The organism is Paenibacillus roseus, assembly GCF_016424485.1.
GTDB classification, from domain to species: Bacteria; Bacillota; Bacilli; order Paenibacillales; family Paenibacillaceae; genus Paenibacillus_D; species Paenibacillus_D roseus.
Genome location: NZ_JAELUP010000103.1, coordinates 689,596 through 715,105, shown reverse-complemented (window position 1 = coordinate 715,105; position 25,510 = coordinate 689,596). Strand labels below are relative to the sequence as shown.

Below are 25,510 nucleotides of genomic sequence, written 5' to 3'. Positions count from 1 at the left end.
GATGGATCACCTGTTCCTTTTTCGTATTCGTTTCCATGCTGGAGCCATGCCTTCTCTGTTCTTGCCGGAGTATTCCCTGCACAGGCGCTCCGCCTCTTCATGCTGCGGATGCAGCTTCAAGAGCTGTCTGAGATTGCGGACCGCATCGGCATATCTGCCAAGCTTGCCATTGGCGATTCCCAGCAGCAGCAGCGCCTCACCACTTAGCGGGTCCTTTGCAATGGCATCGTTCAGCGCTGCCAAAGCCGCAACATAATCCGGCTGCAGCTGTTCCATTAATTTGACCGCTTTGTCGGCCAGTAGTTTGGCTTCTACCATCTGCAACTGATAGTGGTATTCCGCCCGCTCATGATCCAGTTCCACAGCCTTCTGGGCATAAACAAGCGCCTTGTGCAGCTTTCCGCTCCGAAAGCACGTAATCGAGCAGCGATAGAAGTAATCCGGATTGTCCGGCTCACCCTCCATCGCCTGTTCAAACCAATATACAGCCTGTTCAAAATCCCCATAAAGGATGGATTCATAGGCTTTTCTTAGCGATTCCTTGCTATTCATCCATACCATCCTCCCTTACATGCGCTAAGGTGATGGTATAGCATATGTATCGAACGTTATGCTTGTTCTGTGTCTTTGCGGGTCCAGCGTTTCGCGTCCCGTGTATTGAATTTGTTCATCACTTTATTATGAGCCTCAGTCAGATCAATGTTCAGAGAATTGGCAAAGCAACTCAAAATAAATAATATATCCCCCAGCTCCATCTCGATGGAGTTATCCGCTTCCTCAGGCTTCTTGGGCTTTTCTCCGTACGTATGATTAACCTCGCGAGCCAACTCTCCGACTTCCTCGCTCATGCGAGCCAGCAGGGCAAGCGGGCTAAAATAACCTTCCTTGAACTGCCCAATATAAGCGTCAACTTCGCGCTGAATATCAGCGAGTGATTTTTCTTTATGATCTGTCATGATTTAGATCCCTTCCCGACCGCTATATAAGTTGAACGAATGAATGTCAGGCAAAGCCTGCGTGTGAAAGGTTCTTCCGATCGCTGTTGTTCCAGGATTTCTGGAATGAGCAGCAGTGAAGGAGGAAATCCGGGAACAAAGGTGAACGCTTCGCTTCTCCAGAATGCTTTAACACTTCGGCTACCTCACTTTCGTTTCTTTAGTTGAACGTATATAGACTCTTAAAATGTAATCATTCAGATTACTTCATATGTTATCGCAAAGCGCCGATGAACACAATGGCTAAACACTTTATCCTCCAATGCGGATAACCGGGCTGGCAGTAGCGCACGATAAAAAAAGCGCTGTCCGCGGCGATTTATCAGCATACGGAGGTTGACAACCATATGGGAACAGGTATTCATCCCGTCCGCTCCATATTTTTCATTTTGCTTGGGACGGCCATTTATGCTTTCGGTCTTCACTACTTTGTACTGCCCAACAAGCTGATGGAGGGAGGCGTGACCGGCGTCGCCGTCTTGCTCAATTATGCGCTTGGCTGGCCGCTGTCACTGTCGATACTGCTGCTCAACATCCCTCTGTTTATTGTAGGCTGGCGGCTGCTAGGCTGGCGTTCAATGGTGCTTACTTTTATCGGGACAGGTGCATTAACCGTATTTCTTGCCCTGATTGAGGGTCTGATACACCACGGCTGGCTAGAGCCATTTAAGACAGATTCAGACTATATACTGGTTGCTCTGTATGCAGGAGTTGTGCTTGGTACCGGGCTGGGCATTGTATTCCGTTTTGGCGGCACAACCGGCGGCGCGGATATCATCGCCAGAGTTGCGTCCAAAAAGAGGGGCTGGAGCATCGGGCAGATTATATTGACCATGGATGCCATCATTATAGGAGCCTCACTCTTTTATATCTCCAAGGAAAAAGTGCTGTACACACTCGTAACCGTTTTTATTGCCTCTAAAATCATCGATTTCATTCAGGAAGGCGCCTATTCCGTTAAATCCTTTTCGATAATTACAGATCATGGCGAGCACGTCGCCGAGCGTATTACAAAAGAAATCGACCGGGGCGTCACCCTGCTGCCAGCAGTGGGTGCGTACTCCGGCCGAAACAAGCATATGGTCTACTGTGTAGTCAGCAGACATGAAATTCAGGTGGTCAAAACCATTGTAAAAACCGTCGACCCTGCCGCCTTCATGATCATAAGCGAAGTCAACGATGTTGTGGGCGAAGGCTTTAATCCCGGTTAAGCCCAGTTCTCGGCACGATCCGGTCCTGCTCGTATTTGAACTTCCGCCATCCGGAGTACGTCAGCACCGATAAAACCACAAACCCGATCAAGAACGTCCACCGCCACGGCATCCCAAGATACACTGGTGTAAAGACAGGCTCCGCTCCCTCTCCTTCGGGTGGGATGAATAATTGATTGATCGCAGCGGATACCGTTTGAAAAGAAGCCTCTGCCCAGCGCTGATCGGCGCTGCCTGTAGCCGCGGCTTGCAATAGCGAACGAGAATAGGACAGAGATTCTGTCACCGACCGTACAAGCGCAGGCTCTCTCTGCATTAAAGCCGCAGGCGCAATCAACTGAACATGATCTTCAAGCGGCTTGAGCGCGGCCAGCGCGGCCTCAGAATGTTGGCTTCCAAGCTGCTTCCACGCCAAAAAAACACGTCGTACATCCTCTTGCAGCACTTCCTTATATGATAACCATAAAGCCTGTTCATCCTGTGCAAGCGCCTCATAAGCCAACATCAGCTGCGAGCTGTAAAACCATAGCTGACCATGCGGCTTGCCACTCTGAATGACCTGCTCTAACCGCTTGGCAACATCATCCACTGCCTGCCAGCCCTCATCTGACCCGTATTGCTTGCGGACTTCAGCAACACGAGACAAGCTGTCAAGTCTTAGCAGGCTCCGATAGGCCAATTGTCGATTCCCTTCATGGCTCTGCTGATACAGCTCGTCCGACAGGTGATACAGGCGGATTGTCTCTGGATTGAAAGCGGAGTCTGCCCTGCTGGACGCAGCCTGTTCCGCTTTCAGCTGCCATCCTGCAAATACAAACAGGAGCAAGGCTGCCACCATCAATCGAATCAATCGTTTCCCTCTCATTATGGACATCCCCCCCATACTACCCTATGGGGGGACAGACCGCTTTATGCCTTTTACCCGTTCTTTTGACTAGACGGTACGGCAACTCTTAGTGCTACTTCCCGTTTTGCCTTCGACGAAAGGCAAGAGCAAGCAGCGTAACGAGAAAGCTGAACAACGACAGACTGTAAGTGAATGCCTCAATCGCATCCAGATCATCCAGCAGCACTCTGGACAAGGACGGGAAGATGCCAAACGTGTAATCCATCGTATCATTAAGCAGCAGCCATAACAGGGCAGCGAGAGCGCCAAGTCGGCCGAAGGACATGAACCGGACATACAGGAGAGCTTCAAGCGCCATGCCAAGATGAGAAGCGACCAGCATCCAATGCTGCCATTCCAGCGGATCTCCCTGGGCCGTGCCGGCAAAAATCATCACCACGGCCCATACCCCGTACTTGATTGAGGTGCAGACGGCCAATCCTTCAAGAACGGCGCGCAATGCGGTCAGCAGGCGGCCAGGACGGGAGGGAGGAAACAACAGAAATAGCAGTGAGAGCGTGAAAAACAGACTTGCTGTAGGACTGTCCGGCACAAATACAAGCTGCCAAAACGGATGATTTTCATAAGTGTAAACCAGTTGATTCCAATACCAGATGTATCCATAGACAGTGCCTGCCGCATTGACTATGAACAATAGCCACAGGAAAGCCCGATTTAATAAAACAGAACGGTCCCAAAACCGCAGCAATGACCATGACATGTGTGGATTCTCCCTTTCCGTAAGTGAAGCGATCAATCAAGTGTTAAGGAATGCCAGTCGACGAGGAAATTCAGGAACAAAGACAAGCTTTGCCTCTTCAGAATCCTTTCACATTCAGGCCACCCCTTAGGTTTCTTGAAACGAAAAATTTTAAAAAGAACCTGACCGAAGCGTTAGCGGTCAGGTTCTGGATAAGAATGTTATTCGGCTTTCTTTTGCTTGGAGAGCCAGGTTGCAATCTGATCAATCTCAGCTGCGGAAAGCTTGTCTTTGAAAGCTGGCATGTTACCGTTACCGTTTGTGACCACATTGGCCAGTTCTTCCTTCGTGAATTGATCGCCGATGCCACGCAGGGCCGGAATCCCAGAATTGCCGTTCAAGTCACTCGCATGACAAGATAGACAATTGTTCTGCTTCATCAATTCAAGTGCAGGATCATCTTCAGCCACAATCGCAATCGGTTTCGCGCGCTTCACTACGCTTGGAGCAGGCTGCCCCTTCTCGTAAGCTTCGCGGGCTTTTTCTTCACGAATAATGTGCTCCGGCTTTGTGCCAGTCGCTTCCAATTGACCCTGGTAATGATCCCAGGATACCTTAGTCAGGTACACAACGGAAATGAGAGACAGCAACATCAATGCAGAAGCAATTGGGCGACGGTAAAAGCGGCGCTCCTTGCCTGTATCCAGGAATGGAGCAAGCAGCAGCGCGCCGAACGCAAGGCCCGGAATACCCATTACCCCGAGCACAACATAGTCTCCGGCTACATATGGATATTTCAGCAATTGGTACATAAATAGGAAGTACCAGTCAGGCATCGGAATAAATGCCGCGTTCATTGGGTCCGCCGGATAGCCAAGCGGAGCCGGGTGAGCGATCGTCAATACCAGAAATCCGACCAGCACGACCACACCAACCATCCATTCCTTCAGCAAGAAGTAAGGAATAAATGCTTCCGATTTTCCCGGGAAAGCAGTGAAATCAGGTGGAATGTTGACCATGCTGCCTTTTTTGACACGCGAGTCGCCAACAAACACAACCTTTTCTTTAGAATTATGGCCATGCGCCATGGAGAAACCTCCCTTCGCTTATAGTGGTCCGGAAATCCCTTGTTTCCGAATCATAAAGAAGTGTGCTGCGAGCAAGGCAAGCAATGCTCCAGGCAAGAAGAATACGTGGATTGCAAAGAAGCGTGTCAGCGTTTGCGCACCTACAATTTCTCCTCCGTTCAGCAATTCTTTAATGTAAGGTCCCAGGTAGGGTACTGATTCTGCAATTTGCAGGGTTACTTTTGTAGCAAAGTATGCTTTGTTGTCCCAAGGGAGCAAATAGCCTGTCAGACCAAGACCAAGCATGATAAAGAAAATCAGCATTCCCACTACCCAGTTCATCTCGCGAGGCGCTTTGTAAGAGCCTGTGAAGAAAACCCGAAGTGTATGTAAGAACATCATAACGATTACGAGGCTAGCTCCCCAGTGGTGCATCGCGCGCACAATACCGCCGAATGCTACCTTGTGCTGCAAATAGTCAACGCTTGCATAGGCATTGATAATATCCGGCACATAGTACATGGTCAGGAACATCCCCGACAAAATTTGAATAACCGTAATAAAAAACGTCAGACCGCCGAAACAGTATACGAATGCAGAGAAATGGTGTGCGGGGTTAACGTGCTCCGGCACCTCATGGTCCGCAACGTCCCTCCACATTGGCGTTATATCAAGACGTTCGTCAATCCAATTGTAAATACCTTTAAACATCTGATTGTACGCCCTCCTTATACTTTAGTGTTTGGCTTAACCGGTCCAAGATAAATAAAGCCATTCTCAAGCTTCAAGTCGTACTCGTCCAGAGGATTCGGTGCGACTCTCAGGTTCTTGCCTTCTTTCGTATACTTCGCTTCATGGCACGGACAAAAGTACTGGTTGTCTTTTTGCGTATTCCAGTTGATTGTACAGCCCAGATGCTTACAAATCGGAGAGAGGGCAAAGATATTCCCCTGATCATCCTTTGCAATCCATGCCGCCAGTTCCGGATCGCTTTCATACCATCCGTCAACCTGGTGAATCTGGAATTTGAATTCCTGCGGCTCCGAAGTAATCTTGCTTTCTTCCACTACTTTTACGTAAGTACCTTCTGTTTTCTTGGTCAAAATTGGATCAACCGCAAAACGGACCATCGGCAAAACCGGACCCGCTGCCAAAAAAGCTGTTGTGCCTCCAAGCGTATAGGCCAGAAACTGACGACGCGTCATTTCTTTACGATGGACAGGCTGATGTGCGGTGTCATGATGTTCATGGTTACTCATCTTCTGTTCTACCCCCCTTACCAACCGTATCTTGCGTTTTGTCGCATGACAAAACACACGACGAACTAGGACATAACTATAATAGCCTAGGTGTCCAAGAGCGTCAAGAATATGCCTGACGTTTTGGGAATATGATTCTAGGATCACATCAAAATTTGTTGAGATTTTGTCACATTTGACCTTGTATGATGCTAGGTTTCCATGCTTCAGAAAAATTTATTCCGCTTTTATTGGCTCGTTTTCATTTTTTTGCTGCTGCCATATGGCTGTAACCGTTTGCTTCACTGCCGTCGGATCAGGTATGGTCCCATCCTCCGCAGGCGCAATGACAAGATCGGCCGCAATGCCGTCCAGCTTCAGTCCCGGCTTCCCCGTAACCAATATGACATAGCGGAACCCTGACGCCCTGAAGCGGCGACACAGCTCGTCCAGCCGCAGCGCATCCGACTCTTCAAAAAAATGATAGGCTGGATAGGTTACAAGCCTCCCCTTGAACGGCACCTCCACCAAATCCATCACATCGCGCAGCCCTTCCAACTCGGCTGTTGCTTTATGCGGCGCTTCCGTTCCAATCAACCCGGTAACCGGGAGCAGACACGTATCCAGATACGGCTTCAGCTCGTCCCATCGGCTTTTCTCAATCTCATTAAACTTCAATTCCGCCCCTCCTGTTGTTTGTTTCCTTGCCCAAAATCAGGTTGCTAAGGCTATGTTACATGAATATAAGGGACTGAACAACCCTAACATGCAATTTGCGGAGGGAAAAAAGAAAAAGACAGCCTCAGCCACGCTGCTGCTCAAACAGTCAGAGGCCAAGGCGCCTTTATCCATGCGTTTAATGTTTAACAGGTCAGGATGCCTGAATGGACTTTAATTCATCAGTCAAACGTCTAAAGGTGTCTTCATCCCCGGCCGCCAGCGCTGTATCAATGGCTTGATATAACCGTTCTGTGCGAAATTTTACAACGGCATCGTCAAGCAGCATCTCGGCAGCCAATGCCAGCATCGTCTCATACGTCACTTTCATTTTATCCATAGGATACACCTCCAAACTATCGTTCAAGAGATCCTATATCTTTTTTGTATACCACGCTGTTCTCCAGCCTCATTCTCAGCAGCAGCAGTCTGAACCAGCAGGAGAAATCAGGCAGGAGGGGAGTCTCTTGTTTTTAGCTACAACTAAACCTGCTCCTACTTAAAGCATATTCACCATGCGACGCTCCGTTTCGTGCTTTTGCCCCCGAAGTTCTGAATGTGCTCTCGCCTACTCCAACTCAATTTTGTCATCGCCCGCGACATACACCCCGGCTACAACGGCGTGACCGATTTTCGTCATGCGCAGCACTTGCCCGGTCCCCTGCTTTTCACCAATGCGCAGCAGACCCACATGCATCATCATGCGGATAATGCGCTGCTCGATGATCGACTGGGGCGTATCATAGTAGTAAGGTTTGATAAAAGGCTCCAGAACCGCTTCCAAGGAGTGAACCGTTACCCACCGATCGCCAAGCTTGTCAATCCAGCTTGCCAGCGACAGCAGGTTCGGAACTGCCCCCTTGTAGAGACGAAGCCAGAACTTGTACAGCAGTGTCGGCTCTTCCATCCTCCGGTCTGCGACCCACTGCTGCCCTTTGGCAGTAAGCTTGAGCACAGCCTCGTCTTCAATCAACAGTCCATTGTAGTAAGCATAGTCGTAAAGCAGCGACAGCCTGTTCGGATAGTCCTTGATTCGCCGCCCATAGCCGAAACGCCAAGCGCCTCGCGCAGGAATTTCTTCCCGTATATGCAAGCTGTCGAGAAGCTGCTGCAGCATCCTTTTGTACATGGCTCCCTCGGCATTCAATGCAATCTCATGCTTGCCTGTAAATTGAAGCAATGTCAAAAGATCATCCGCCGCCAGCCCCTGTTCGTCGCGAAAACCTTCCGGCTCATCGACATAATGCAAGGAGCTTCTAAGTTGCCGTCCCAGTTCCTCGCCAAATCGCTCCTTCAAGTCTCCCGGTACATGGAACAGATAGCGTCCCGGACCAGTAAGACCATTAAACAACCAGCCCGTCTGTTTAAACTTTACGACCAGGTCACGGGGGCTGGCCGGTTCCTGACGAATGCCGGCTTGCTTGCTTTTCCTCGACTTTTTGACTGTCGCCTTCCCCCGCTTTTCCTCATCCTGCACAGATTTAGGAGCTTGCTGTTCAGTATCAAAGCGGCTCTGCTGAACCCGGGCGATCAATTCCTCAAGACTGAAAGCATTTTGCGAATCAAACAACAAAGAATTCAGAAATCTCTTTTCCTCCCAGGTCATGGAATGGATCTGGTTCTTAAATCCTTCCTTATTGCTAATCGCCCGGAGTATGGATTGAATCAATTCGTTCTTGGAATGGCTGTTGCACTCGCAGCGGTAAACCTCCGCAATTCGGGTCAACTGGCCGATATCCGCGTAGCCGAGCATTTCCGCTAGATTCATCTTCTCCCCTCCGGTTATTGGTATGGCAAGGATTGCTTTAAACATCCTCTTGCTGTACTAACCATTATGGGAAGAATTTGAGAAATTAAACCTGCCGAGGAAGTTTGTTTAACAAAGGTGGAGCGTGCAGTTGTGCAATACGGACTGCCAGCGTTCCCCGTTATAGTCCATAATTGAAAAAGACATATTCCCAATATAGCTCTTATCCAGATTGTCGCAGAGCGTGTGCAGCATCAGGGACAGGAAACTGCCGTGCGAGACGACCAGCAATCGGTTCATACCTGCTTGTTCGAGCCAATCCTGCAAAAAGTTGAACCCCCGTTCCCTCACCTCTTCATCGCTTTCCTGACCCACGTACGTTTGACGCCACTGCTCGCCCCAGCGGCTGATTCTCTCCTGCTCGGTCGTGCCTTCAATTTCGCCGAAGCCACGCTCCTGAAGCCGTTTGTCCGGGGCAAGCAACGGTATGTCCAACCGCTCTGCAATCATGCGAGCCGTCTCCCGTGCCCGCGAAAGAGGACTCGATACGACGCCATCCCATTGCAATCCTTCCGTCGCCAACCGCTCTGCCAGCGCCTGAGCCTGCCGAATGCCTTCTTCATTTAGCGGAATATCGGTTTGGCCTTGGATTTTTCCTAGCGCATTCCAATCTGTTTTGCCGTGCCGGACCCAGCCGATTGTTTTCGTTTTATTCATTGTGCTCCCCCGTTCTTTATATATAAAAATAACGGCTCAAAACCAAGATCAGTGCTTGACAACTAGCGAGGGGAACGCTGCGTGGCAAAGGATTCTTCCGATCACTATCGTTTCTCCAGAATTCCTTTGCCCCTTCGCTGCTCTCTCCTGTTTATCAAGCACTGATTTTTTGAGGTTGATCCAAAAGTTCTTTCGAAAAAACAAACGTCCCCAGGACAATAAGCCGGGGACGCGGTCTATGTTCGTGCACGTGACAACCAGTTCAAAATAAGCAAGGTGATAATGATGCCGAGTATCGATAAGGCAACCCAGTATTGGGGCACAGTAGGCACGACATTCAGCACAAAGGGATCACTAATGCTGGCTACAGGGATTTCCTGGTAAAATTCCGAACTGATCAAAGAGATGCCTTCGTTTGCATTAACCGTATCCAGCAGACCAGTAATATGAGCCATTGATGAAGGGTCAGTCTTCTCGCCGAACAAAAAGTATACAAATCCGCTGACGAACATTGCCATACAGCATGCAATTATAGCCGATACATTGCGTTTGAACACCCGACTAATTTGATAGCGGCGCTCATGAATCGGCATCATCCAGGACTGCTCCGAATAGATGCGGTCCATAACGCTGCGGGTAATATCATCCATTGGTTCGGAAGCCGCTGTTCCTTGCTGGGCAGCGCTTCGGATCATGGCTTCACTTTCCTCCCAGATGCGGAATTCCTCCATGCAGCAATTGCAATGCTGAAGATGTCGATCAATAGCCACACGTTCGGGGTCATGTACTGGCAAGTCCCAGTAAACCCCGAGTGATTCTTGAACCTCATGGCATTTCATCTTGTCTTCATCCCTTCATATTCTTCCAGTGCCAAATGTTCTCCAAAATACGGCTCCAATTGGAGCTTCACACTAGCCCTCGCACGGAACAACAAAGACTTTACGGAGCTGACCGTCTGCCCGAGAATGTTCGCAATTTCCTGATAGTCCAGTTGGTCATACTCGCGCAATATAAGCGCGGAGCGTTGCTTCTCCGGGAGATTGTTAATCGCCTCCCTGACCAGCAGCATGCGTTCGTTCTGCAATACTTGCTGCTCGGGGATAGCATCCAACGGGGCCACCGGTATGTACCCTGACTCATCAAGCGACAGATTTCCGTTCTTTTGCTTGCGAAGCTCACTGAGCACCGTATTTCGGGCAATCGTATATAGCCAGGTTGAAAAGGAGGCGTCAACTTCTCGGAATGAATGCAGACTTCTGTAAGCCTTGTAGAAGGTCTCTGAGCACAGATCCTCTGCCATAAGCTCCAGCTGCGCGCTCTTTAGCATATGATAGATAAAGGACAATATCTTGCGCTGGTAGCGTCGCATCAATTCCGAGTACAGCTGCACATTGCCATCCTTAATCTCACGTATTAACTGGGAATCGGTCATGAATGCGACCCTCCTTGACCTGCGGAGTGATCTTCCCAATTCGGTAAATTCTAAAAAGTTGTACCGAGTGGGAAGCAAAAAGTTGCGGTCTATTTTAAAAAAAGAGTATCAATTGCAAAAAGAGACAATCGAGGATGAAAAACAACGAAATTCGACAAAATTCAGACGTTCGAATTTGAGTTTTAGATAACAGAGCAACGACTCTATTGTAGCACATACTGTTCAGGTGTGGTCTAAAGATTTGTAAAAAAAAGTCCACTCTGGTTAGGGAGTGGAATGTTATTAGGCTATCGCCGTCAGGACACTTGCTTACGATGCCCGTTGAATGGATTTCGGTTTGTGAATCATGGCGTATGGAGAATATATGGAGCCTTAACACTGTAAACGCAGCGTCTGCCTCCGGATACAATATGTTCAATCCGCTCAATGTGAACCCCTTCACCAAGTATTGTCCGGAAAAGCTGCAGTTCATTTTTGCAAAGTCCCGCGCATGCGGCAGCAGCCTCGCAAATGGGACAATGCTTCTCCACCATTAGATAACTCCCATCCTCCTGCTCCTGAACCTCAGCCAAATAGCCTTCTCTTGTCCGAATAGATGCAAGCTTCACAAGCCGTTCTTTCAAGTTGTACGTTTCGCTGATTTGCTCCGAATACAACCGCTTCATATTGGCATTGCGAACTTCAAGCAGCCTGTCCAAACCTGAATGACCAAAAGCCTCTTCTATAGATTGAATCAGGCTGATTGACAAATCCGAATAGCCGCTGGGGAAAAACTGATTCGCTGCAGAAGTAAGCACCCACAGCTTGGCCGGACGCCCCATCGGACGGGCTTCCTCAATGCTCGTCACGACGCCCTCCTCCTCGAGCATATTCAGTTGTTTGCGGATTGCCATCCCTGACAGGGAAAACTCCGAAGCCAGCGTCAAAACATCCATGCCGCCCCGCTGCTTCAGCATATCAATGATTGCTCTGCGTGTCTTCGTCGCAGATTCTTTATTGGATTCTTTTTGTTTCATCGGACTCCCCCTTTCTCTAGCTGCCGACTATCATATTAATGTTAATATTTTAAACATAACTGTTGACAAAGTCAAAAGAATACAAATAAATGCATCCGCTTTCAAAAAAAATGAAAACGCTTATTGACAAAATGAAAACGTATACATATAATAAAAGTACAGTATGGTTTCTCTCCACTCCTATCCAAATACTTAGCGCTTGAAATGAGTGCTGCCACCCGATTCGGGTGGTTTTTTTTATTCTCATTTATAAGGTTCAACCCTAATCAGTGTTTGACAGCGTTTCTACTTGCTGGAAGTCAAGCGCTGATTTCAGTTTTAAGCCAAAAAGACGCTGACCCGTGGTGCAGGCAGCGCCTTTTTACATAGATCAGTTTTTTAGAAATGGGTCGAATAGCCGGACGAATGGAGCAACTCCACTGCCTGGTCTAGATCAGTCTGTTCCCGGAATGAAAGCCGAAGTATGCCCGGCACATCCTCTCTGCTTTCGATAATTTGCAGGTTGCTCAGATTAATCCGGTGATTGCCTAGCTCTGTCGCAATCTTGCCGATAATACCCGGATGATCCGCTACATCCACGTAGCATTCGAATATGGAATGAATCATGCCCTTCCTGCGTTCAGGCAACTGGCTGCGGAATTGTCCGGCTGTGAGAAAAGCTTCCTCAATTGCCGCACCGTCCCCATTCTCAAGCACCTGAATCACTTTGTTCGTCTCCTCCTGCCAGTCGGCAAGCAAAGACAACAGAACATCCTTATTATTAATCAAAATATCCCGCCAGATGACCGGGTCGCTGGAAGCAATTCTCGTAATGTCGCGAAAACCGCCAGCAGCAAGAGAGGCGTATAACGGGTTCCCCTCATTGTAACCTCGGATTTGATTGACAAGCATCGCTGCAATAATATGCGGCAGATGGCTGATCGCACCGACGATCTCGTCATGCTCCACGGCATCAACCCTAACGATATGCGCCTTCGTATCCGCGAGCAATGCCTTCAAGCGGTCCACTGCCGCCGCAGGGGTAGACGGGTCAGGCGTCAGCACGTAATAGGCGTTCTCGAACAAAATCGAGCTGGCTGCTTCCACGCCTGAACGCTCCGAGCCTGCCATCGGATGGCCGCCGATGAAGTGAGCGCCCTGAAGATCATGCTTGCGCGCGCAAGCGGCGACAGAAGCTTTGGTGCTGCCCACATCCGTAATAATGCAGCCCGGCTTGAGCTTATAAGTGCTAAGCTTTTGTACATACTCCTCCAGATTGCCTACCGGCACGCACAGAAAGATAAAATCGGCTGCTTCCGCAGCTTCTCTCATCGAGGTTGTCCCTTCGTCCACAACCCCCCTCTGAATATACTTCTCCACCGAGGACGGCCGGACGGAATGTCCGATAACATGAAGCCCTGGCTTGCCCTTGAAGCATAATGCCAGCGAGCCCCCGATCAGGCCGACTCCGAAAATGGCTATAGTGGTCATCGTCTAAACTTGCACCGCCAATTCCTGCAGTACCTGCTCCAAGGAGCTGATAAACTTCTCATTCTGCTCCTGGCTCCCGACTGTGATCCGCACATGGGTCGGATACTTGGACCATCTGGCCCGGGAAATAACGCCTCTGCGCAGCAGGCCGTCAAATACCTGAGCGGAAGGGAATTTCGTATCAAACATAATAAAGTTGCCATAGGCAGGGAAATAGCTTAAACCAAGACGTTCAAATTCACCTGTAATGTATTGAATGCCGCGTCTGTTCTGCTCACGGCAGTAGGCGACAAACTCTTCGTCCGCAAGTGCTGCCTTGGCTGCTGCCTGGCCAAACCGGCTCGTATTGAACGGCTCGCGTACTTGATTGATGTAACGAATAGTTTCCGGGCGCCCCACGCCAAAGCCGATCCGCAGCGATGCCAATCCGTAAATTTTGGAGAACGTACGCAGCAGAACCAGGTTCTTGTACCGCTTCAGGAACTCAAAGCCGTCCGGGTACTGCTCGTCCTCAATATATTCGCAATAAGCCTCATCCAGCACAACGAGCACATGCGGCGGAACCTGGCTCATAAATTGCTCCAGCTCTTCCTTGTGGACAATTGTGCCTGTCGGGTTGTTCGGGTTGCATATCCAGACGATCTTCGTCTTGTCTGTCACACGCGCCAACATAGCGGGCAGGTCATGCTTGCCGTCCTTGAGCGGAACTTCGATAATCGTGGCATTCTCCACCACAGCATTGTGCTTGTACTGGGAAAAGGTTTCATCCGCCATAATCGTCTCGTCACCCGTTGTCAGGAACGCGCGCGCAATCATCAGAATCACTTCATCGGAACCGGTTCCGAAAATAATCTGGTCTGTGCCAATGTCAAATTTGGCTGCAATATCAGCAGTCAAGGAGACGCTTGCCCCGTCCGGATAAATGCTTGTATTGGAAAGCTCCGCTATGATTGCTTCCTTCGCTTTCTCCGAAGAACCGAACGGATTTTCATTGGAAGCCAGCTTGACAACATCTGTCAAGCCAAGCTCTCGCTTTACATCTTCAATCGGCTTGCCCGGCTGGTAAACGGGTAGATGAATTATATTTTGCTTGGGCTGCATGTACGATCACCTCATCAAATTTCTGTTAAACACTATCTTTCACATTCTCTCATATCCAGCGGTCATTGAAAAGTCAAAAAATCACCCTGCACCCGCAAGGTGATTCATTTCCTCAAGCTGTCAAGCCCAAGCGCAAACGGCTTTGCCGTCCTTTGACAAGCAAAAACTTCGTTTCGTGGTAAAATATAAGCTCATTTATAGAAGGAACTTTATAAATCCTTATATTTTGAAAGAAGGTTAGCCCTTTAATCCCTGGACAAACTGCCGGATTTGCTCAAGCCCCTCCCTGCGGTGTTCTGCGCTCTGCAGCAGCGGGAGCGTCTCCTCGATTTTCCGCACGATTGCGCTCCCGACCACGACGCCGTCGCATTGTTTGGAGAAGCGCTCGACATGCTCCCGGGAGGAAATCCCGAATCCAATGGCAATCGGCAGTTCTGTCGATTGTCTGACATCGGATAGGAACGAATCAATTCCGCTGTGGAAATCCGAGCGAACGCCTGTTACGCCAAGCGAGGATACACAGTAAATGAAGCCTCTGGCCCGCCCGGTAATGCGCGCAATGCGCTCTTTTGAGGTAGGTGCAACGAGCGGGATAAGGTGAATATTCGCCGCCTCCGCCATTGCACGAAGTTCCGCGTCCTCTTCCGTTGGCAGATCGGGAATGATCAGTCCGCTGATTTCTTTTTTGCTTATGAGATCGAAGAACTTTTCCAGTCCCATCTGGAGAACCGGATTATAATACGTAAACAATATAAATGGCAGCTTGACGCCTGACTTGCGCGCATCTTCGGCAACCTGGATACACTCTGTAATGGTAATGCCATGCTGGAGTGCCCGGCCGGAGGCTCGCTGAATGACCGGCCCGTCTGCAAGCGGGTCGGAATAAGGAACGCCAAGCTCAATCAAGTCAGCCCCGGCAGCTTCCAACTGGCGAATAATTTCGATCGTAGTTCCCGCATCCGGGTCCCCAACGGTCAGGAACGGAATGAGTGCGGTCTTGCCCTGCTCCTTTAACCCGGCAAACGTCTGATCTATATGATTCATCGTTATATTCCTCCCAGATAACCCATGATGGCCTCAACATCCTTGTCGCCGCGTCCAGACAGACTGACGACAATCGTCTGATCCTTATCAAGCGAAGGCGCCAGCTTCATCGTCTGGGCAATCGCATGAGCCGACTCAAGCGCCGGGATAATTCCCTCTGTGCGGGACAGCAGCTGGAGCGCTTCGAGCGCTTCCGCATCCGTAATCGGTTCATATTGGGCACGGCCGCTGTCTTTGAGGTAAGAATGCTCTGGACCGACTCCCGGATAGTCCAGACCCGCTGAAATCGAGTGGGCAGGCAGCACCTGTCCATGATCATCCTGCAGCACATAGCTGAGCGAGCCCTGGAAAACACCATGCCGCCCTTTAGTCATCGTTGCCGCATGCTCCTCGGAATCCACGCCTTTCCCGGCCGCCTCTACACCGATCAGCTTGACTGACTCATCCTGAATAAACGGATAAAAGATTCCGATCGCATTGCTTCCGCCACCGACGGCCGCTACGACATAATCAGGCAGTTTGCCCTGCTCGGCAAGCATCTGCTCCCGCGCTTCATCGCCAATAATGCGCTGAAAGTCGCGAACCATTTTCGGATAAGGATGCGGTCCGGTAACGGAGCCGAGAATGTAATACGTATCGTTCACATGGCTGACCCAATAGCGCAGCGTTTCATTGCACGCATCCTTAAGCGTGCGCGTCCCGGACAATACCGGTACAACCTCCGCCCCGAGCAGTTTCATGCGGAACACATTGAGCTGCTGACGCTTGGTGTCCTCTTCCCCCATAAACACTTTGCATTCCAGACCAAGCAGTGCCGCCGCCGTTGCAGATGCCACCCCGTGCTGCCCCGCTCCCGTCTCGGCGATAACCTTCGTCTTGCCCATTCGTTTGGCCAGCAGCGCCTGAGCCAGTGAGTTGTTGATTTTATGCGCGCCGGTATGGTTCAAGTCCTCACGCTTAAGGTAGATCCGTGCGCCCCCCAGGTGCTTGGAGAGTCTCTCCGCATAGTAAAGCGGCGTCGGTCTGCCAGAATACTGCTTGAGCAAATATTGCAGCTCCGCTTTAAACTCCGGGTCTTTGGCGTAATGATTGAACGCTTCCTCCAGCTCAAACAATGCGTTCATTAAAGTTTCCGGCACATATCGGCCTCCGAATTTACCGTAGCGCCCATTTTCGTCCGGTACGTGATTCATGGTCTCTTCACCCTTTCAACAAATGCCCTGATTTTTACGATATCCTTTACTCCGTCGGTTTCCACTCCGCTGGAGACATCAACTCCGTCCGGCCCGTAGCCAAGCAGCTCTTTTACATTGCCTTCATGAAGCCCCCCGGCAACATAGAGCGGCAAGCCGAGTGAGTGGGCTGCCTCCCGGTAAGCCGGTATGTTGCTCCAGTCAAACGGCTGCCCGGTACCGCCACCGGCCGTATCGATTAGTGCCCCGTCGATACTGTCTTTGTAAGGGGCAAGCAATGCCAGAGCGCTTGCACTCGCAAGTTCGCTCTCAGATACGTCTCCGAGGTGATCCCCCGCCAGCGTACTGCCTGCAGATTGCTCCGCAGACAGTGAGAATACCTTCCATACCTTAACGCCAAGCTGCTTTACAGCTGCGCAGAACTCAGGCGTCTCTTGGCCGTGAAGCTGCAATACATCCAGCGGAGCCGATGCAAGAATCAATTTCAATTCTTCTATAGAGGCATTGACGACTACACCTACGGCCTGTATTGGCGCTCCCTGATCATTACGCACCATGCGGACAGCCCGCAGCATTTCTCCCGCCTGCTCAGGCGTCACCTGACGTCGGCTTGGCGCCAGTATAAATCCGACCTCGTTGATGGAAAGACCATCCAGTTGGCCGATAATATTCGTATCCTTGAATCCGCATACCTTAACCTTAATGCCGGCTTCCGCTGTCATCGGACGGACACTGGTCCCATTAATTGTTCTACTGCCGCGCCCACATCGTCCTGACGCATGAAATGTTCGCCCACCAATACGCCATGCGCTCCTATGCCTTGCAAATAGGCAATTTCGTCCGAACCTGAAATGCCGCTTTCGCTAATGACAGTTGCGTGCTTGGGCATCATGCCGATCAGTTGCTCTGTTGTGCGGATATCCGTCACAAATGTCTTCAAATTGCGGTTATTGACTCCGATCAATGTCGCCTTGTCAAGCTCCAGCACCATCTCCAGTTCTTCGCGGTCGTGAACCTCTACAAGCACATCCATGCCCAGATCCTTAGCCAGGTCGTAGTATTCCGACAATTGCTTGGAGGCCAGGATGGCTGCAATCAGCAGCACCGCATCCGCGCCGATAGCACGCGCCTCATAGACCTGGCGGTAATCGATAATGAAATCCTTACGCAATAGCGGTACGTTGACCTGCTGACGCACTCGGGTCAGATAATCATTGCTCCCCTGGAAGAAATCGGTGTCCGTGAGAACGGAGATACAATCGGCGCCATGACTCTCATACAGAGACGCCAGTTGAACCGGTTCAAAGTCAGCCCGAATCAGCCCTTTGGACGGGGAGGCCTTCTTCACCTCGGCAATAAGTCCCACCTGGCGCTTTCGCCCTGTGGTCAGCGCTCTTTCGAAGCCGAGACAGGCCGGCAGCCCGGCTATTTGCTTCTCATAAACCGGCAATGAAAATTGCTCGCCGAGTGTTTCTACTTCCTTGCGCTTGACATCCACAATTTTATCAAGAAACATGGGCCAACTCTCCTGTCGTCCGTATTAATTGCTCCAGCTTGGCTGCCGCAGCTCCCTCTTCAATCAGTTGCTTGGCGCGCCCAACACCTTCTGTCAGCGATGCCGCAGCTCCTCCTACATAAATACAAGCCCCGGCGTTCGCTGCAATAATATCCCGGTAGGGCCCTTGCTCCTCCCCGCTGAATACACGTCTGATAATTTGCGCATTAACATCAGCGTTGCCGCCCATTATCTCGCCCAGTTCACAGCGCCGCAGACCAAGTTCCTCCGGCGTAATATCATAAGTGCGGATGTTGCCGCCCTGCAGTTCGGAAATTTGGGAAGGTGCAGACAGGCTGATCTCATCCAGACCGTCATGACTGCTGACAACCATAGCCCGTTTCAGCCCAAGCTGCTTGAGCACCCCGGCAACCGTCTCCGTCCGTGAGCGCTCATAAATGCCAAGCAGTTGGCGGTCGGCCCCTGCCGGGTTCGTCAATGGCCCGAGCATATTGAAGATGCTGCGGATGCCCAGTTCCTTGCGCGGCCCTGCCGCATGTCTGAGCGACGGATGGTACAGCTGGGCAAACATGAAGCATATGCCGATACTGTCCAGACACGCTGCCGCCTGCTCTGCGGTCAGCGTGATGTTGACGCCGAGCGCCTCCAGCACATCAGCCGAGCCGGCTTTGCCTGTCATCGCCCGGTTTCCGTGCTTGGCTACACGAATCCCCGCCGCTGCCGCAATAATGGCCGATGCAGTTGAGATATTGAACTTGTGAATGCCTGACCCGCCGGTGCCGCATGTATCCAGCAGCCCCTCTTGCTCCGTCGTAACACGGCTCGATTTGGCACGCATTACCTCGGCAAAGCCAGCAATTTCATCAACGGTCTCACCTTTCATCCTAAGGGCTGTCACAATACCGGCAATCTGAGCCGGGGTCGCTTCACCGCTCATAATAATCTCCATAATGCCTGCTGCTTCCTCGCGCGTCAAATGCTCGCCGCCTACAATTTTAGAAAGCGCTTGCTGCATATTTAAAGATGTGATTGTCATTGTAAGCTCCCCCTAAGCCTTCAAGTGGTAATCGATATTGGTGATCGACCGCTCGTTCGTAGCCTCGCCCTGAACCGGGAACATCAGCTCCGCCGCACGGATAGCTTTCAGCAGCGCCATCGCTTTGTTGACTGTCTCCATGTATTCACTTTCCGGCACCGAGTCCCATACAATGCCAGCTCCGGCCTGTACATAAGCTTTTCCCTGCTTGAAGATGATCGTGCGGATCGTGATGCAAGTATCCAGACTACCGCCAAATCCGAGATAGCCAATCGCTCCCGCATAGGCGCCGCGCGCTTCATTTTCCAGTTCCGCAATAATCTCCATCGCTCTAAGCTTCGGCGCTCCCGACACCGTACCCGCCGGCAGGCAGGAGACAAACGCATCGAAGAAATCCTTATCCTCTCTCAGTTTGCCGGAAACGTTGGAGACAATGTGCATGACATGGGAGTAACGTTCGATTTCCATATAGGAATCACATGCGACCGTACCGAATTCACATACCCGGCCAATATCGTTGCGCCCCAGATCAACGAGCATCAGATGCTCCGCCCGTTCCTTCTCGTCAGCCAGCAGCTCACGCTCCAGTTGCAAATCCTGCTCCGGCGTTTTGCCGCGCGGCCTGGTGCCGGCAATCGGTCGAGTCTCAACGCGTCCCTGATTGACTTTAACGAGCGCCTCCGGCGATGTGCCGACAATAACTTCATCGTCCATCTTCAAATAATACATGTATGGCGAAGGATTCATCGTGCGAAGAACCCGGTATACCTGCAACGGATCAACTTCCGTTTCAATGCTGAAGCGCTGTGAGAGCACCACCTGAAAAATATCGCCAGCCCGGATGTAATCCTTGGCCTGCTCGACATTGGCAATGAACTGCTCCTTGGTCAAATTCGACTGCACCTCGCCAAGCTCCGGATCGGTGGGTGCTACGCCGCTCGCCAGCACCGGATAAGCAGGCGGCTGCTGCAGCCGTTCGAGTATGGCCGTAATCTTCGCAACCGTAGCTTCATAGGCAATGCGAATATCTTCGTCCATCGCCCGCTCGGGTATATGCACATTGCCAATCACCTGCAACTGCTGCTTGAAGTGATCAAACACAATAATCTGATCGCAAAACATAAACTGCAAGTCGTTCATCTGCAAGTCATCAACCCGGTGAGCTGGCAGCTTCTCATAATACTGCAGCAAATCATAGCCAAAAAATCCGATTGCGCCTCCCGTAAATGGCGGCAAATCCTGATTCGCCGGGCTGCGGAAGCTCCGCAAGTAAGCTTTAAGCGTCTCAATCGGCTTATCCCGGAACACCTGCTTTTCACCGCGCTGCTCGATGGTCATTTCGCCCTGCTTGCCTGAGATCATCATAAACGGGTCCGTGCCGATAAACGAATAGCGCGCCCATTTGGCTCCTCCCTCTACACTCTCCAGCAAAAACGCCCGCCGCTCTCGGTAAAAATGCTGGAACAGCCTGATTGGGGTCTCCGTATCAGCCATCACATGGCGAATAATCGGAATTAAATTGTACTTTTCGGCCAATTGAGTGACCTTCTGCAGTTCGGTTGCCATCGTCAGATCCCTTCTTCCATCGATTTATTATCCTTTCAAGCGTCAACGGCTCTGCCGTTTCTTGACGAGGAGAAGCATTGCTTCGCAGTGAAATTGGAGAAAGCCTTCTATCTCAAGTGAAGGATCAACAGGAGCGAAAATAAAAAAGCTCCTGCCGCAGCAGGAGCGAATCTACGATCAGAAGTGCAGTTGGAACAGGATCTGTCCTACGCTGCGTTAAGCGTACATGCAATCGATCTGCTATGGTGAAGCAGAAGCGAATTGCATCCAAAGACAGTGTTGCTATTCCCTCAACTCTCTCAGCTCGTCTCATCTACTCTTGCTACTTTATATCTCTATTCACCGGCGGGCGGCCTTCACCATCCTCTGACAGCAAACGATCGCCGCGGTGAACGAAGGCTTCTTCAGCCTTCAATCTTGTCGATTATAGAACAAATTATGATATCACTATACAACATCCAGTTAAAAATCGTCAACTGTTATTGCTGCAAAGGGCTAAAGTAAATAACCAAGACTTTCCTCTGCAATCCGATTTAACGGTTTATTTGGCACTGAAATCAGGACGAAGCGCCTGCGCTCTGCCCAAATAGATATGGCGAATTTCGCCTTGCTTCTTGTCTGTATTGACATGAACCATAAACCGGATACATTTCTCCAGGCTACCTTTTACCGGTACTTCCAGCGAGCACATGAGGGGAACAAGCTCCCATCCTGCCATTTCGCGAATGACCTTCGCCGGGAACGTCGCATCCAAATCATGCGTCACTGTAATCCAGATGCTGCATATATCATCAGGGATAATCTGATTTTCTTTCACAATTTCCTTTAGCAGATCGCTTGTGGCCTGTAGAATGACCGTCTCTTCGTTCTGCTCTACCGTTGTCGCTCCCCGTATACCGCGAACACCCATTTGCGGATCACCCCTCCTTCTTCAATTGCTCGACAACTGCCCGGACTCTCTCGGCAGACATCGCCTTGTTGATTTCCACCTTGCCGATCGCTGTCGGGATAATGTAGACCATATGGCCTTCCTTGAACTTCTTGTCATGCATCATCGCTTCCATAATCTCATCCGTGTCCAGATGTTCAGGCAGTCTCACCGGAAGCCCGCACCGCTGGAGAACACGCTTGGTCACTTCATACACCTCTTGGGGAGCCCCCAGTTCTACGCCGAGGATCGCCGAGCCGACCATCCCGATCGAAATCGCTTCACCATGCTGAAGCTCATTATAGTTAGCGACTGCCTCCAGCGCATGGCCGATGGTATGCCCCAGATTCAGAATCGCGCGCAGATCATTCTCGCGCTCATCCTGCGATACAACCGCTGCCTTGACGCTGCAGCCTTTGTACAGGGCGTAGCCCAGTGCTTCCGCGTCCAGAGCCAGCAGCTTGTCTGCATGGGCATCAATCCAGTCCACGAATTCCGTATCCCAAATCAGACCGTGCTTGACAACCTCGGCAAGGCCGCTCTTGACTTCTCTCTCCGGCAGTGTCTGAAGTGTAGCCAAGTCATAGAACACCATTTCCGGCTGATGAAAAGCGCCGATAATGTTCTTCGCCAGCGGATGATTCACGGCTACCTTGCCGCCAACACTGCTGTCATGCGCCAAAATCGTTGTAGGAATCTGGATGAAACGAATGCCTCTCATGTAGGCCGCTGCCACATAGCCTGCCAGATCACCCACAACACCGCCACCCAAGGCAATAACCGCCGAATTGCGATCCAACCCCGCCTGCAACGCTTCTGTAATCAGTTGCTCGAACTGCGCCAGCGACTTGGAGGATTCCCCGGAAGGGACGACTGCCGTTACGACACGGTAACCGCCCTCCTCCAGCTTTTGCTGTACCTTAGGCAAAAATCTAGGGGCAACATTGGAATCCGATACGATGAACAGCGGAGATTTTTTGCTTAAACCATGCTTGTCGAAATAAGAAGCAATTTGGTCCAGAAGACCTTCCCCGATATAAATCGGGTACGAGCGGTCGCCCAAATCTATCGTCAGCTCTCTCATCTAGTACCGCCCCACTTGCTCAAGGTAATGATTCAGATTCGCACGGATTTCTTCAATCGAGTCACCGCCGAATTTCTCCAGAAACGCACGGGCAACCTCCCAGGCCACTACATGCTCCATAACGACGCTGGCAGCAGGAACAGCACAGCTATCCGAACGCTCAACCTGAGCTGTGAACGGCTCTTTCGTATCGATATCCACACTGCGCAGAGGCTTGTAAAGGGTCGGAATAGGCTTCATAACACCACGCACAACGATTTGTTCGCCATTGGTCATGCCGCCCTCAAAGCCGCCAAGACGATTCGTTGCACGATGGTAGCCGCGCTCCTCATTGTACAAAATTTCATCATGAACCTGGGAGCCTCTCAGTTGAGCCGCTTCAAAGCCGATCCCGATCTCGCAGCCCTTGAATGCATTGATGGATACAACGGCCTGCGCTATGCGGGCATCCAGCTTGCGGTCCCACTGGACATGGCTTCCAAGTCCTACAGGCACGCCTTCGATAATGCATTCCACAATTCCGCCGATGGAATCGCCTTCGGCTTTGATTTGATCGATGTAAGCGGTCATTTTCTCCTCTGTTTCCTTGTCAACGACACGAACGGAGGACTGCTCCGTTCGCTCAATCAGCTCATCGATCGGAAGTTGGTTAGGCGGAGCTTGAATCTCACCGATACGAATGACCTGACCGGCAACCTTGATGCCGAATTCGGCAAGCAACTGTCTGGCTACAGCGCCGACAGCGACACGTGCAGCCGTCTCCCGCGCGCTGGAACGCTCAAGCACGTTGCGCAAGTCCTTCAGATCATACTTCAATCCGCCATTCAAATCAGCATGACCTGGACGCGGACGGTGCACCCGGCGCTTCTCCTCGTCACTGCCTTCGATCGGCTCGATGTTCATGACGGACGTCCAGTGCTTCCAGTCATTGTTGGCAACAACCACGGCAACAGGCGCTCCGGTTGTTCTGCCATGACGGACACCGCCTGCGATTTGCGCCGTATCCTTTTCAATTTGCATACGACGTCCGCGTCCGTGTCCTTTCTGGCGGCGTTGAAGCTGAAAATTCAATTCTTCGAAATCAAGGGTCAGGTTGCTAGGCAAGCCTTCTATAATTGCGGTAAGCTGTGGCCCGTGTGTCTCACCGGCGGTCAAATAACGTAAGCTCAACTTGGTTCCTCCTTCAACTGTAACGCCCTAAATATCTTTGCTCATTATAGTATATGCCTTCGTGATTGACAAGAATGAGGGGTATCTTCCGCCAGGCAAAATCTCGCCCATTGGAAAATACCCCTCGGTTGGAAAAAGCAGTTGAAAATAGACAGCGTCAACTGCTCACCGTCTGCTGTTTGTTCAGACTCTTGCCTGATCCTGCGAGGTCCGGGTGTTCCATAATGCCCTTCACTTGCAGGCTGTCAAGGCCTAATATTTGCGCACATTCCTGTAAGGTGATGAAGCCGCAGCGATAAGCGGCTACCACTTTGCGTTTGTCCATTGCGATCCTCCATCTTAGCCGTTTGCCGCTTAGTATTGGAGAATCTGGAAATGAATATACCTTGTCCAGCAGCTATGGGGTACGTCGATAGAAAAAAGTCTCCACCGTCTCCAAATCGTATTGGGATGGTGAGAAAATCTGCTCCGTGCTGCCTACGAAAAGCAGGCCGCCCGGACGAAGCGCCTTGGCAAAATTATGATATAATACCTGTTTGGCTTCATCAGTAAAATAGATCATCACATTCCGGCACACGATAAGGTCAAACGGGCCTTCGAACCGGTCATGGAGCAAATTATGCTGTTTGAAGCGGATAGCCCGCTTCAACTTATCAGAGACGATGAAGTTGTTACTGCGTTGGTTGAAATACTCGATATAGCCCTTGGGCACGTCCTTAAGCGAGCGATCAAGATATTCCCCATTCGCCGCCTTGGCAAGGACGCCCGCGTCAAGATCAGTAGCCAGCAGGCTGCTCCGCTCCAAAGCCCCGAGCTTGTCCAGGATCATGGCAATCGTATAGGGCTCCTCACCGGTGGAACAGGCCGCGCTCCAAATTTTCGGATTGCGGTTCTCTTTCAAAATTTCCGGCAGGAAGCGCTTCTCCAGCGCTGCCCAGCGAGTCGGATTCCGCCAAAACTCCGATACATTGATGGTCATACGGTCCAGAAACTCATCAAGCAGCCTGGGCGTCGAATTCAGCGCATCCCAGTATGCTTTGAAGGTCGTGTATCCGTGCTTCATGCGCAGCGTTGTCAGTCTCCGCTTCATCTGGGCTTCCTTGTACTGTGATAAATCAATCGCTGTTTTTTCTTTTATGCGTGCGATAAATAATGCGAAGTCCTGATCCTCCACATGCGCTTCCCCCTCGAGCTTGCCCCTTGACGAAAGGCGGCATGACTGTAATTAAATCCAGCGCTGAATTGTATGCTCGTAATCCAGCAGCTCTTCCGGCTTGAAGTAGAGCGCGATTTCGCGCTCGGCGCTTTCTACGGAATCGGAGCCGTGAATCAAATTGAAATTCGTATGTACACCGTAATCGGAGCGAATCGTCCCAGGCGCGGCGGCCAGAGCATCTGTCTTGCCTATGAGTGCTCTCGTCAATCCGATTGCCTGATCCCCTTTCCAGACCATTGCAAAGACTGGACCTGACAGAATGAATTCGATGAGCGGCGGATAAAATGGCTTGCCCTCATGCTCCGCATAGTGAAGCTCCGCCAATTCTTCATTGATCTGAATAAACTTGGCAGCGCAAAGCTGCAGTCCCTTCTTCTCGAAGCGGCTCACAATTTCACCGATAAGACCTCGCTGGACACCATCAGGCTTGATCATTAGAAAGGTTTGTTCCATCATTATT

29 protein-coding genes are annotated in these 25,510 nt (G+C 50.9%); 1 reads left to right on the top strand and 28 read right to left on the bottom strand.

Annotation, left to right across the window (positions count from 1 at the left end; genetic code table 11):
- Nucleotides 1-6 precede the first annotated feature (6 nt).
- Nucleotides 7-552, bottom strand: coding sequence for a tetratricopeptide repeat protein (locus JFN88_RS20325; protein WP_199021092.1), 546 nt, complete (start codon nucleotides 550-552; stop codon nucleotides 7-9).
- A 56-nt stretch (nucleotides 553-608) separates the two neighbouring features.
- Nucleotides 609-956: a nucleotide pyrophosphohydrolase gene (locus JFN88_RS20320; protein WP_199021091.1), complete on the bottom strand. Its 348-nt coding sequence runs from the start codon at nucleotides 954-956 to the stop codon at nucleotides 609-611.
- Nucleotides 957-1,342: 386 nt separating this feature from the next.
- On the opposite strand from JFN88_RS20320, the gene JFN88_RS20315 reads away from it, so the two are divergent.
- Entirely contained in the window at nucleotides 1,343-2,206 is an 864-nt protein-coding gene (locus tag JFN88_RS20315; RefSeq protein WP_199021090.1) for a YitT family protein, read from the top strand.
- On the opposite strand, the gene JFN88_RS20310 is transcribed toward JFN88_RS20315, so the two are convergent.
- The 26 genes from JFN88_RS20310 to ndk all read right to left on the bottom strand — a co-directional run bounded on the left by JFN88_RS20310 (nucleotide 2,193) and on the right by ndk (nucleotide 25,503).
- The gene (locus JFN88_RS20310; RefSeq protein WP_199021089.1) at nucleotides 2,193-3,071 is read right to left on the bottom strand and encodes a sporulation protein YpjB; all 879 of its coding nucleotides are present in this window, start codon (nucleotides 3,069-3,071) and stop codon (nucleotides 2,193-2,195) included. The genes JFN88_RS20315 and JFN88_RS20310 overlap by 14 nt on opposite strands.
- A gap of 94 nt (nucleotides 3,072-3,165) precedes the next feature.
- On the bottom strand, nucleotides 3,166-3,813 hold the full coding sequence (locus tag JFN88_RS20305; RefSeq protein ID WP_199021088.1) for a DUF1405 domain-containing protein: 648 nt from the start codon (nucleotides 3,811-3,813) through the stop codon (nucleotides 3,166-3,168).
- A gap of 200 nt (nucleotides 3,814-4,013) precedes the next feature.
- Nucleotides 4,014-4,880 (bottom strand): menaquinol-cytochrome c reductase cytochrome b/c subunit, encoded by an 867-nt coding sequence (locus JFN88_RS20300; protein ID WP_199021087.1) that lies wholly within the window; start codon nucleotides 4,878-4,880, stop codon nucleotides 4,014-4,016.
- A gap of 18 nt (nucleotides 4,881-4,898) precedes the next feature.
- On the bottom strand, nucleotides 4,899-5,570 hold the full coding sequence (qcrB, locus tag JFN88_RS20295) for a menaquinol-cytochrome c reductase cytochrome b subunit (RefSeq protein WP_028561267.1): 672 nt from the start codon (nucleotides 5,568-5,570) through the stop codon (nucleotides 4,899-4,901).
- A 17-nt stretch (nucleotides 5,571-5,587) separates the two neighbouring features.
- On the bottom strand, nucleotides 5,588-6,118 hold the full coding sequence (locus tag JFN88_RS20290) for a Rieske (2Fe-2S) protein (RefSeq protein ID WP_199021086.1): 531 nt from the start codon (nucleotides 6,116-6,118) through the stop codon (nucleotides 5,588-5,590).
- A gap of 216 nt (nucleotides 6,119-6,334) precedes the next feature.
- Nucleotides 6,335-6,775, bottom strand: coding sequence for a DUF2487 family protein (locus JFN88_RS20285; RefSeq protein ID WP_199021085.1), 441 nt, complete (start codon nucleotides 6,773-6,775; stop codon nucleotides 6,335-6,337).
- 193 nt (nucleotides 6,776-6,968) lie between these two features.
- Entirely contained in the window at nucleotides 6,969-7,154 is a 186-nt protein-coding gene (locus tag JFN88_RS20280; RefSeq protein ID WP_199021084.1) for an IDEAL domain-containing protein, read from the bottom strand.
- Between the two features lie 228 nt (nucleotides 7,155-7,382).
- The gene (locus JFN88_RS20275; RefSeq protein ID WP_199021083.1) at nucleotides 7,383-8,582 is read right to left on the bottom strand and encodes a hypothetical protein; all 1,200 of its coding nucleotides are present in this window, start codon (nucleotides 8,580-8,582) and stop codon (nucleotides 7,383-7,385) included.
- A 108-nt stretch (nucleotides 8,583-8,690) separates the two neighbouring features.
- Nucleotides 8,691-9,278 (bottom strand): histidine phosphatase family protein, encoded by a 588-nt coding sequence (locus JFN88_RS20270; RefSeq protein WP_199021082.1) that lies wholly within the window; start codon nucleotides 9,276-9,278, stop codon nucleotides 8,691-8,693.
- Between the two features lie 236 nt (nucleotides 9,279-9,514).
- Nucleotides 9,515-10,117, bottom strand: coding sequence for an anti-sigma factor family protein (locus JFN88_RS20265; RefSeq protein WP_199021081.1), 603 nt, complete (start codon nucleotides 10,115-10,117; stop codon nucleotides 9,515-9,517).
- Nucleotides 10,114-10,710, bottom strand: a complete 597-nt coding sequence (locus tag JFN88_RS20260; protein ID WP_199021080.1) for an RNA polymerase sigma factor — start codon at nucleotides 10,708-10,710, stop codon at nucleotides 10,114-10,116. The genes JFN88_RS20265 and JFN88_RS20260 overlap by 4 nt, the downstream gene beginning before the upstream one ends.
- A gap of 344 nt (nucleotides 10,711-11,054) precedes the next feature.
- On the bottom strand, nucleotides 11,055-11,726 hold the full coding sequence (locus tag JFN88_RS20255; protein WP_199021079.1) for a helix-turn-helix transcriptional regulator: 672 nt from the start codon (nucleotides 11,724-11,726) through the stop codon (nucleotides 11,055-11,057).
- A gap of 378 nt (nucleotides 11,727-12,104) precedes the next feature.
- Nucleotides 12,105-13,196: a prephenate dehydrogenase gene (locus JFN88_RS20250; RefSeq protein WP_199021078.1), complete on the bottom strand. Its 1,092-nt coding sequence runs from the start codon at nucleotides 13,194-13,196 to the stop codon at nucleotides 12,105-12,107.
- Between the two features lie 3 nt (nucleotides 13,197-13,199).
- Nucleotides 13,200-14,297: a histidinol-phosphate transaminase gene (gene hisC / locus JFN88_RS20245; protein ID WP_199021077.1), complete on the bottom strand. Its 1,098-nt coding sequence runs from the start codon at nucleotides 14,295-14,297 to the stop codon at nucleotides 13,200-13,202.
- Between the two features lie 237 nt (nucleotides 14,298-14,534).
- Nucleotides 14,535-15,341: a tryptophan synthase subunit alpha gene (gene trpA / locus JFN88_RS20240; RefSeq protein ID WP_199021076.1), complete on the bottom strand. Its 807-nt coding sequence runs from the start codon at nucleotides 15,339-15,341 to the stop codon at nucleotides 14,535-14,537.
- 2 nt (nucleotides 15,342-15,343) lie between these two features.
- Nucleotides 15,344-16,534 carry a tryptophan synthase subunit beta gene (gene trpB / locus JFN88_RS20235; protein ID WP_199021075.1) on the bottom strand — a complete coding sequence of 397 codons (1,191 nt, stop codon included), beginning with the start codon at nucleotides 16,532-16,534 and terminating at the stop codon, nucleotides 15,344-15,346.
- Nucleotides 16,531-17,256 carry a phosphoribosylanthranilate isomerase gene (locus JFN88_RS20230; protein ID WP_199021074.1) on the bottom strand — a complete coding sequence of 242 codons (726 nt, stop codon included), beginning with the start codon at nucleotides 17,254-17,256 and terminating at the stop codon, nucleotides 16,531-16,533. The genes trpB and JFN88_RS20230 overlap by 4 nt, the downstream gene beginning before the upstream one ends.
- Nucleotides 17,253-18,050 (bottom strand): indole-3-glycerol phosphate synthase TrpC, encoded by a 798-nt coding sequence (gene trpC / locus JFN88_RS20225; RefSeq protein ID WP_199021073.1) that lies wholly within the window; start codon nucleotides 18,048-18,050, stop codon nucleotides 17,253-17,255. The genes JFN88_RS20230 and trpC overlap by 4 nt, the downstream gene beginning before the upstream one ends.
- Nucleotides 18,040-19,086, bottom strand: a complete 1,047-nt coding sequence (gene trpD / locus JFN88_RS20220) for an anthranilate phosphoribosyltransferase (RefSeq protein ID WP_199021072.1) — start codon at nucleotides 19,084-19,086, stop codon at nucleotides 18,040-18,042. Before trpD ends, trpC begins: the two co-directional genes overlap by 11 nt.
- Before the next feature lie 12 nt (nucleotides 19,087-19,098).
- Complete coding sequence (gene trpE / locus JFN88_RS20215; RefSeq protein WP_199021071.1) at nucleotides 19,099-20,652, bottom strand: anthranilate synthase component I; 1,554 nt, start codon at nucleotides 20,650-20,652, stop codon at nucleotides 19,099-19,101.
- A 541-nt stretch (nucleotides 20,653-21,193) separates the two neighbouring features.
- On the bottom strand, nucleotides 21,194-21,562 hold the full coding sequence (aroH, locus tag JFN88_RS20210; RefSeq protein WP_199021070.1) for a chorismate mutase: 369 nt from the start codon (nucleotides 21,560-21,562) through the stop codon (nucleotides 21,194-21,196).
- 7 nt (nucleotides 21,563-21,569) lie between these two features.
- Nucleotides 21,570-22,664 carry a 3-dehydroquinate synthase gene (aroB, locus tag JFN88_RS20205; protein ID WP_199021069.1) on the bottom strand — a complete coding sequence of 365 codons (1,095 nt, stop codon included), beginning with the start codon at nucleotides 22,662-22,664 and terminating at the stop codon, nucleotides 21,570-21,572.
- On the bottom strand, nucleotides 22,665-23,834 hold the full coding sequence (gene aroC, locus JFN88_RS20200; protein WP_199021068.1) for a chorismate synthase: 1,170 nt from the start codon (nucleotides 23,832-23,834) through the stop codon (nucleotides 22,665-22,667). It lies immediately after the preceding gene.
- Nucleotides 23,835-23,991: 157 nt separating this feature from the next.
- The gene (locus JFN88_RS20195) at nucleotides 23,992-24,159 is read right to left on the bottom strand and encodes a hypothetical protein (RefSeq protein ID WP_199021067.1); all 168 of its coding nucleotides are present in this window, start codon (nucleotides 24,157-24,159) and stop codon (nucleotides 23,992-23,994) included.
- Between the two features lie 72 nt (nucleotides 24,160-24,231).
- A complete protein-coding gene (locus JFN88_RS20190) occupies nucleotides 24,232-25,008 on the bottom strand; it encodes a CheR family methyltransferase (RefSeq protein WP_199021066.1) in 777 nt (258 codons plus the stop codon).
- A gap of 51 nt (nucleotides 25,009-25,059) precedes the next feature.
- Nucleotides 25,060-25,503, bottom strand: coding sequence for a nucleoside-diphosphate kinase (gene ndk, locus JFN88_RS20185; protein WP_199021338.1), 444 nt, complete (start codon nucleotides 25,501-25,503; stop codon nucleotides 25,060-25,062).
- Between the last annotated feature and the right edge of the window lie 7 nt (nucleotides 25,504-25,510).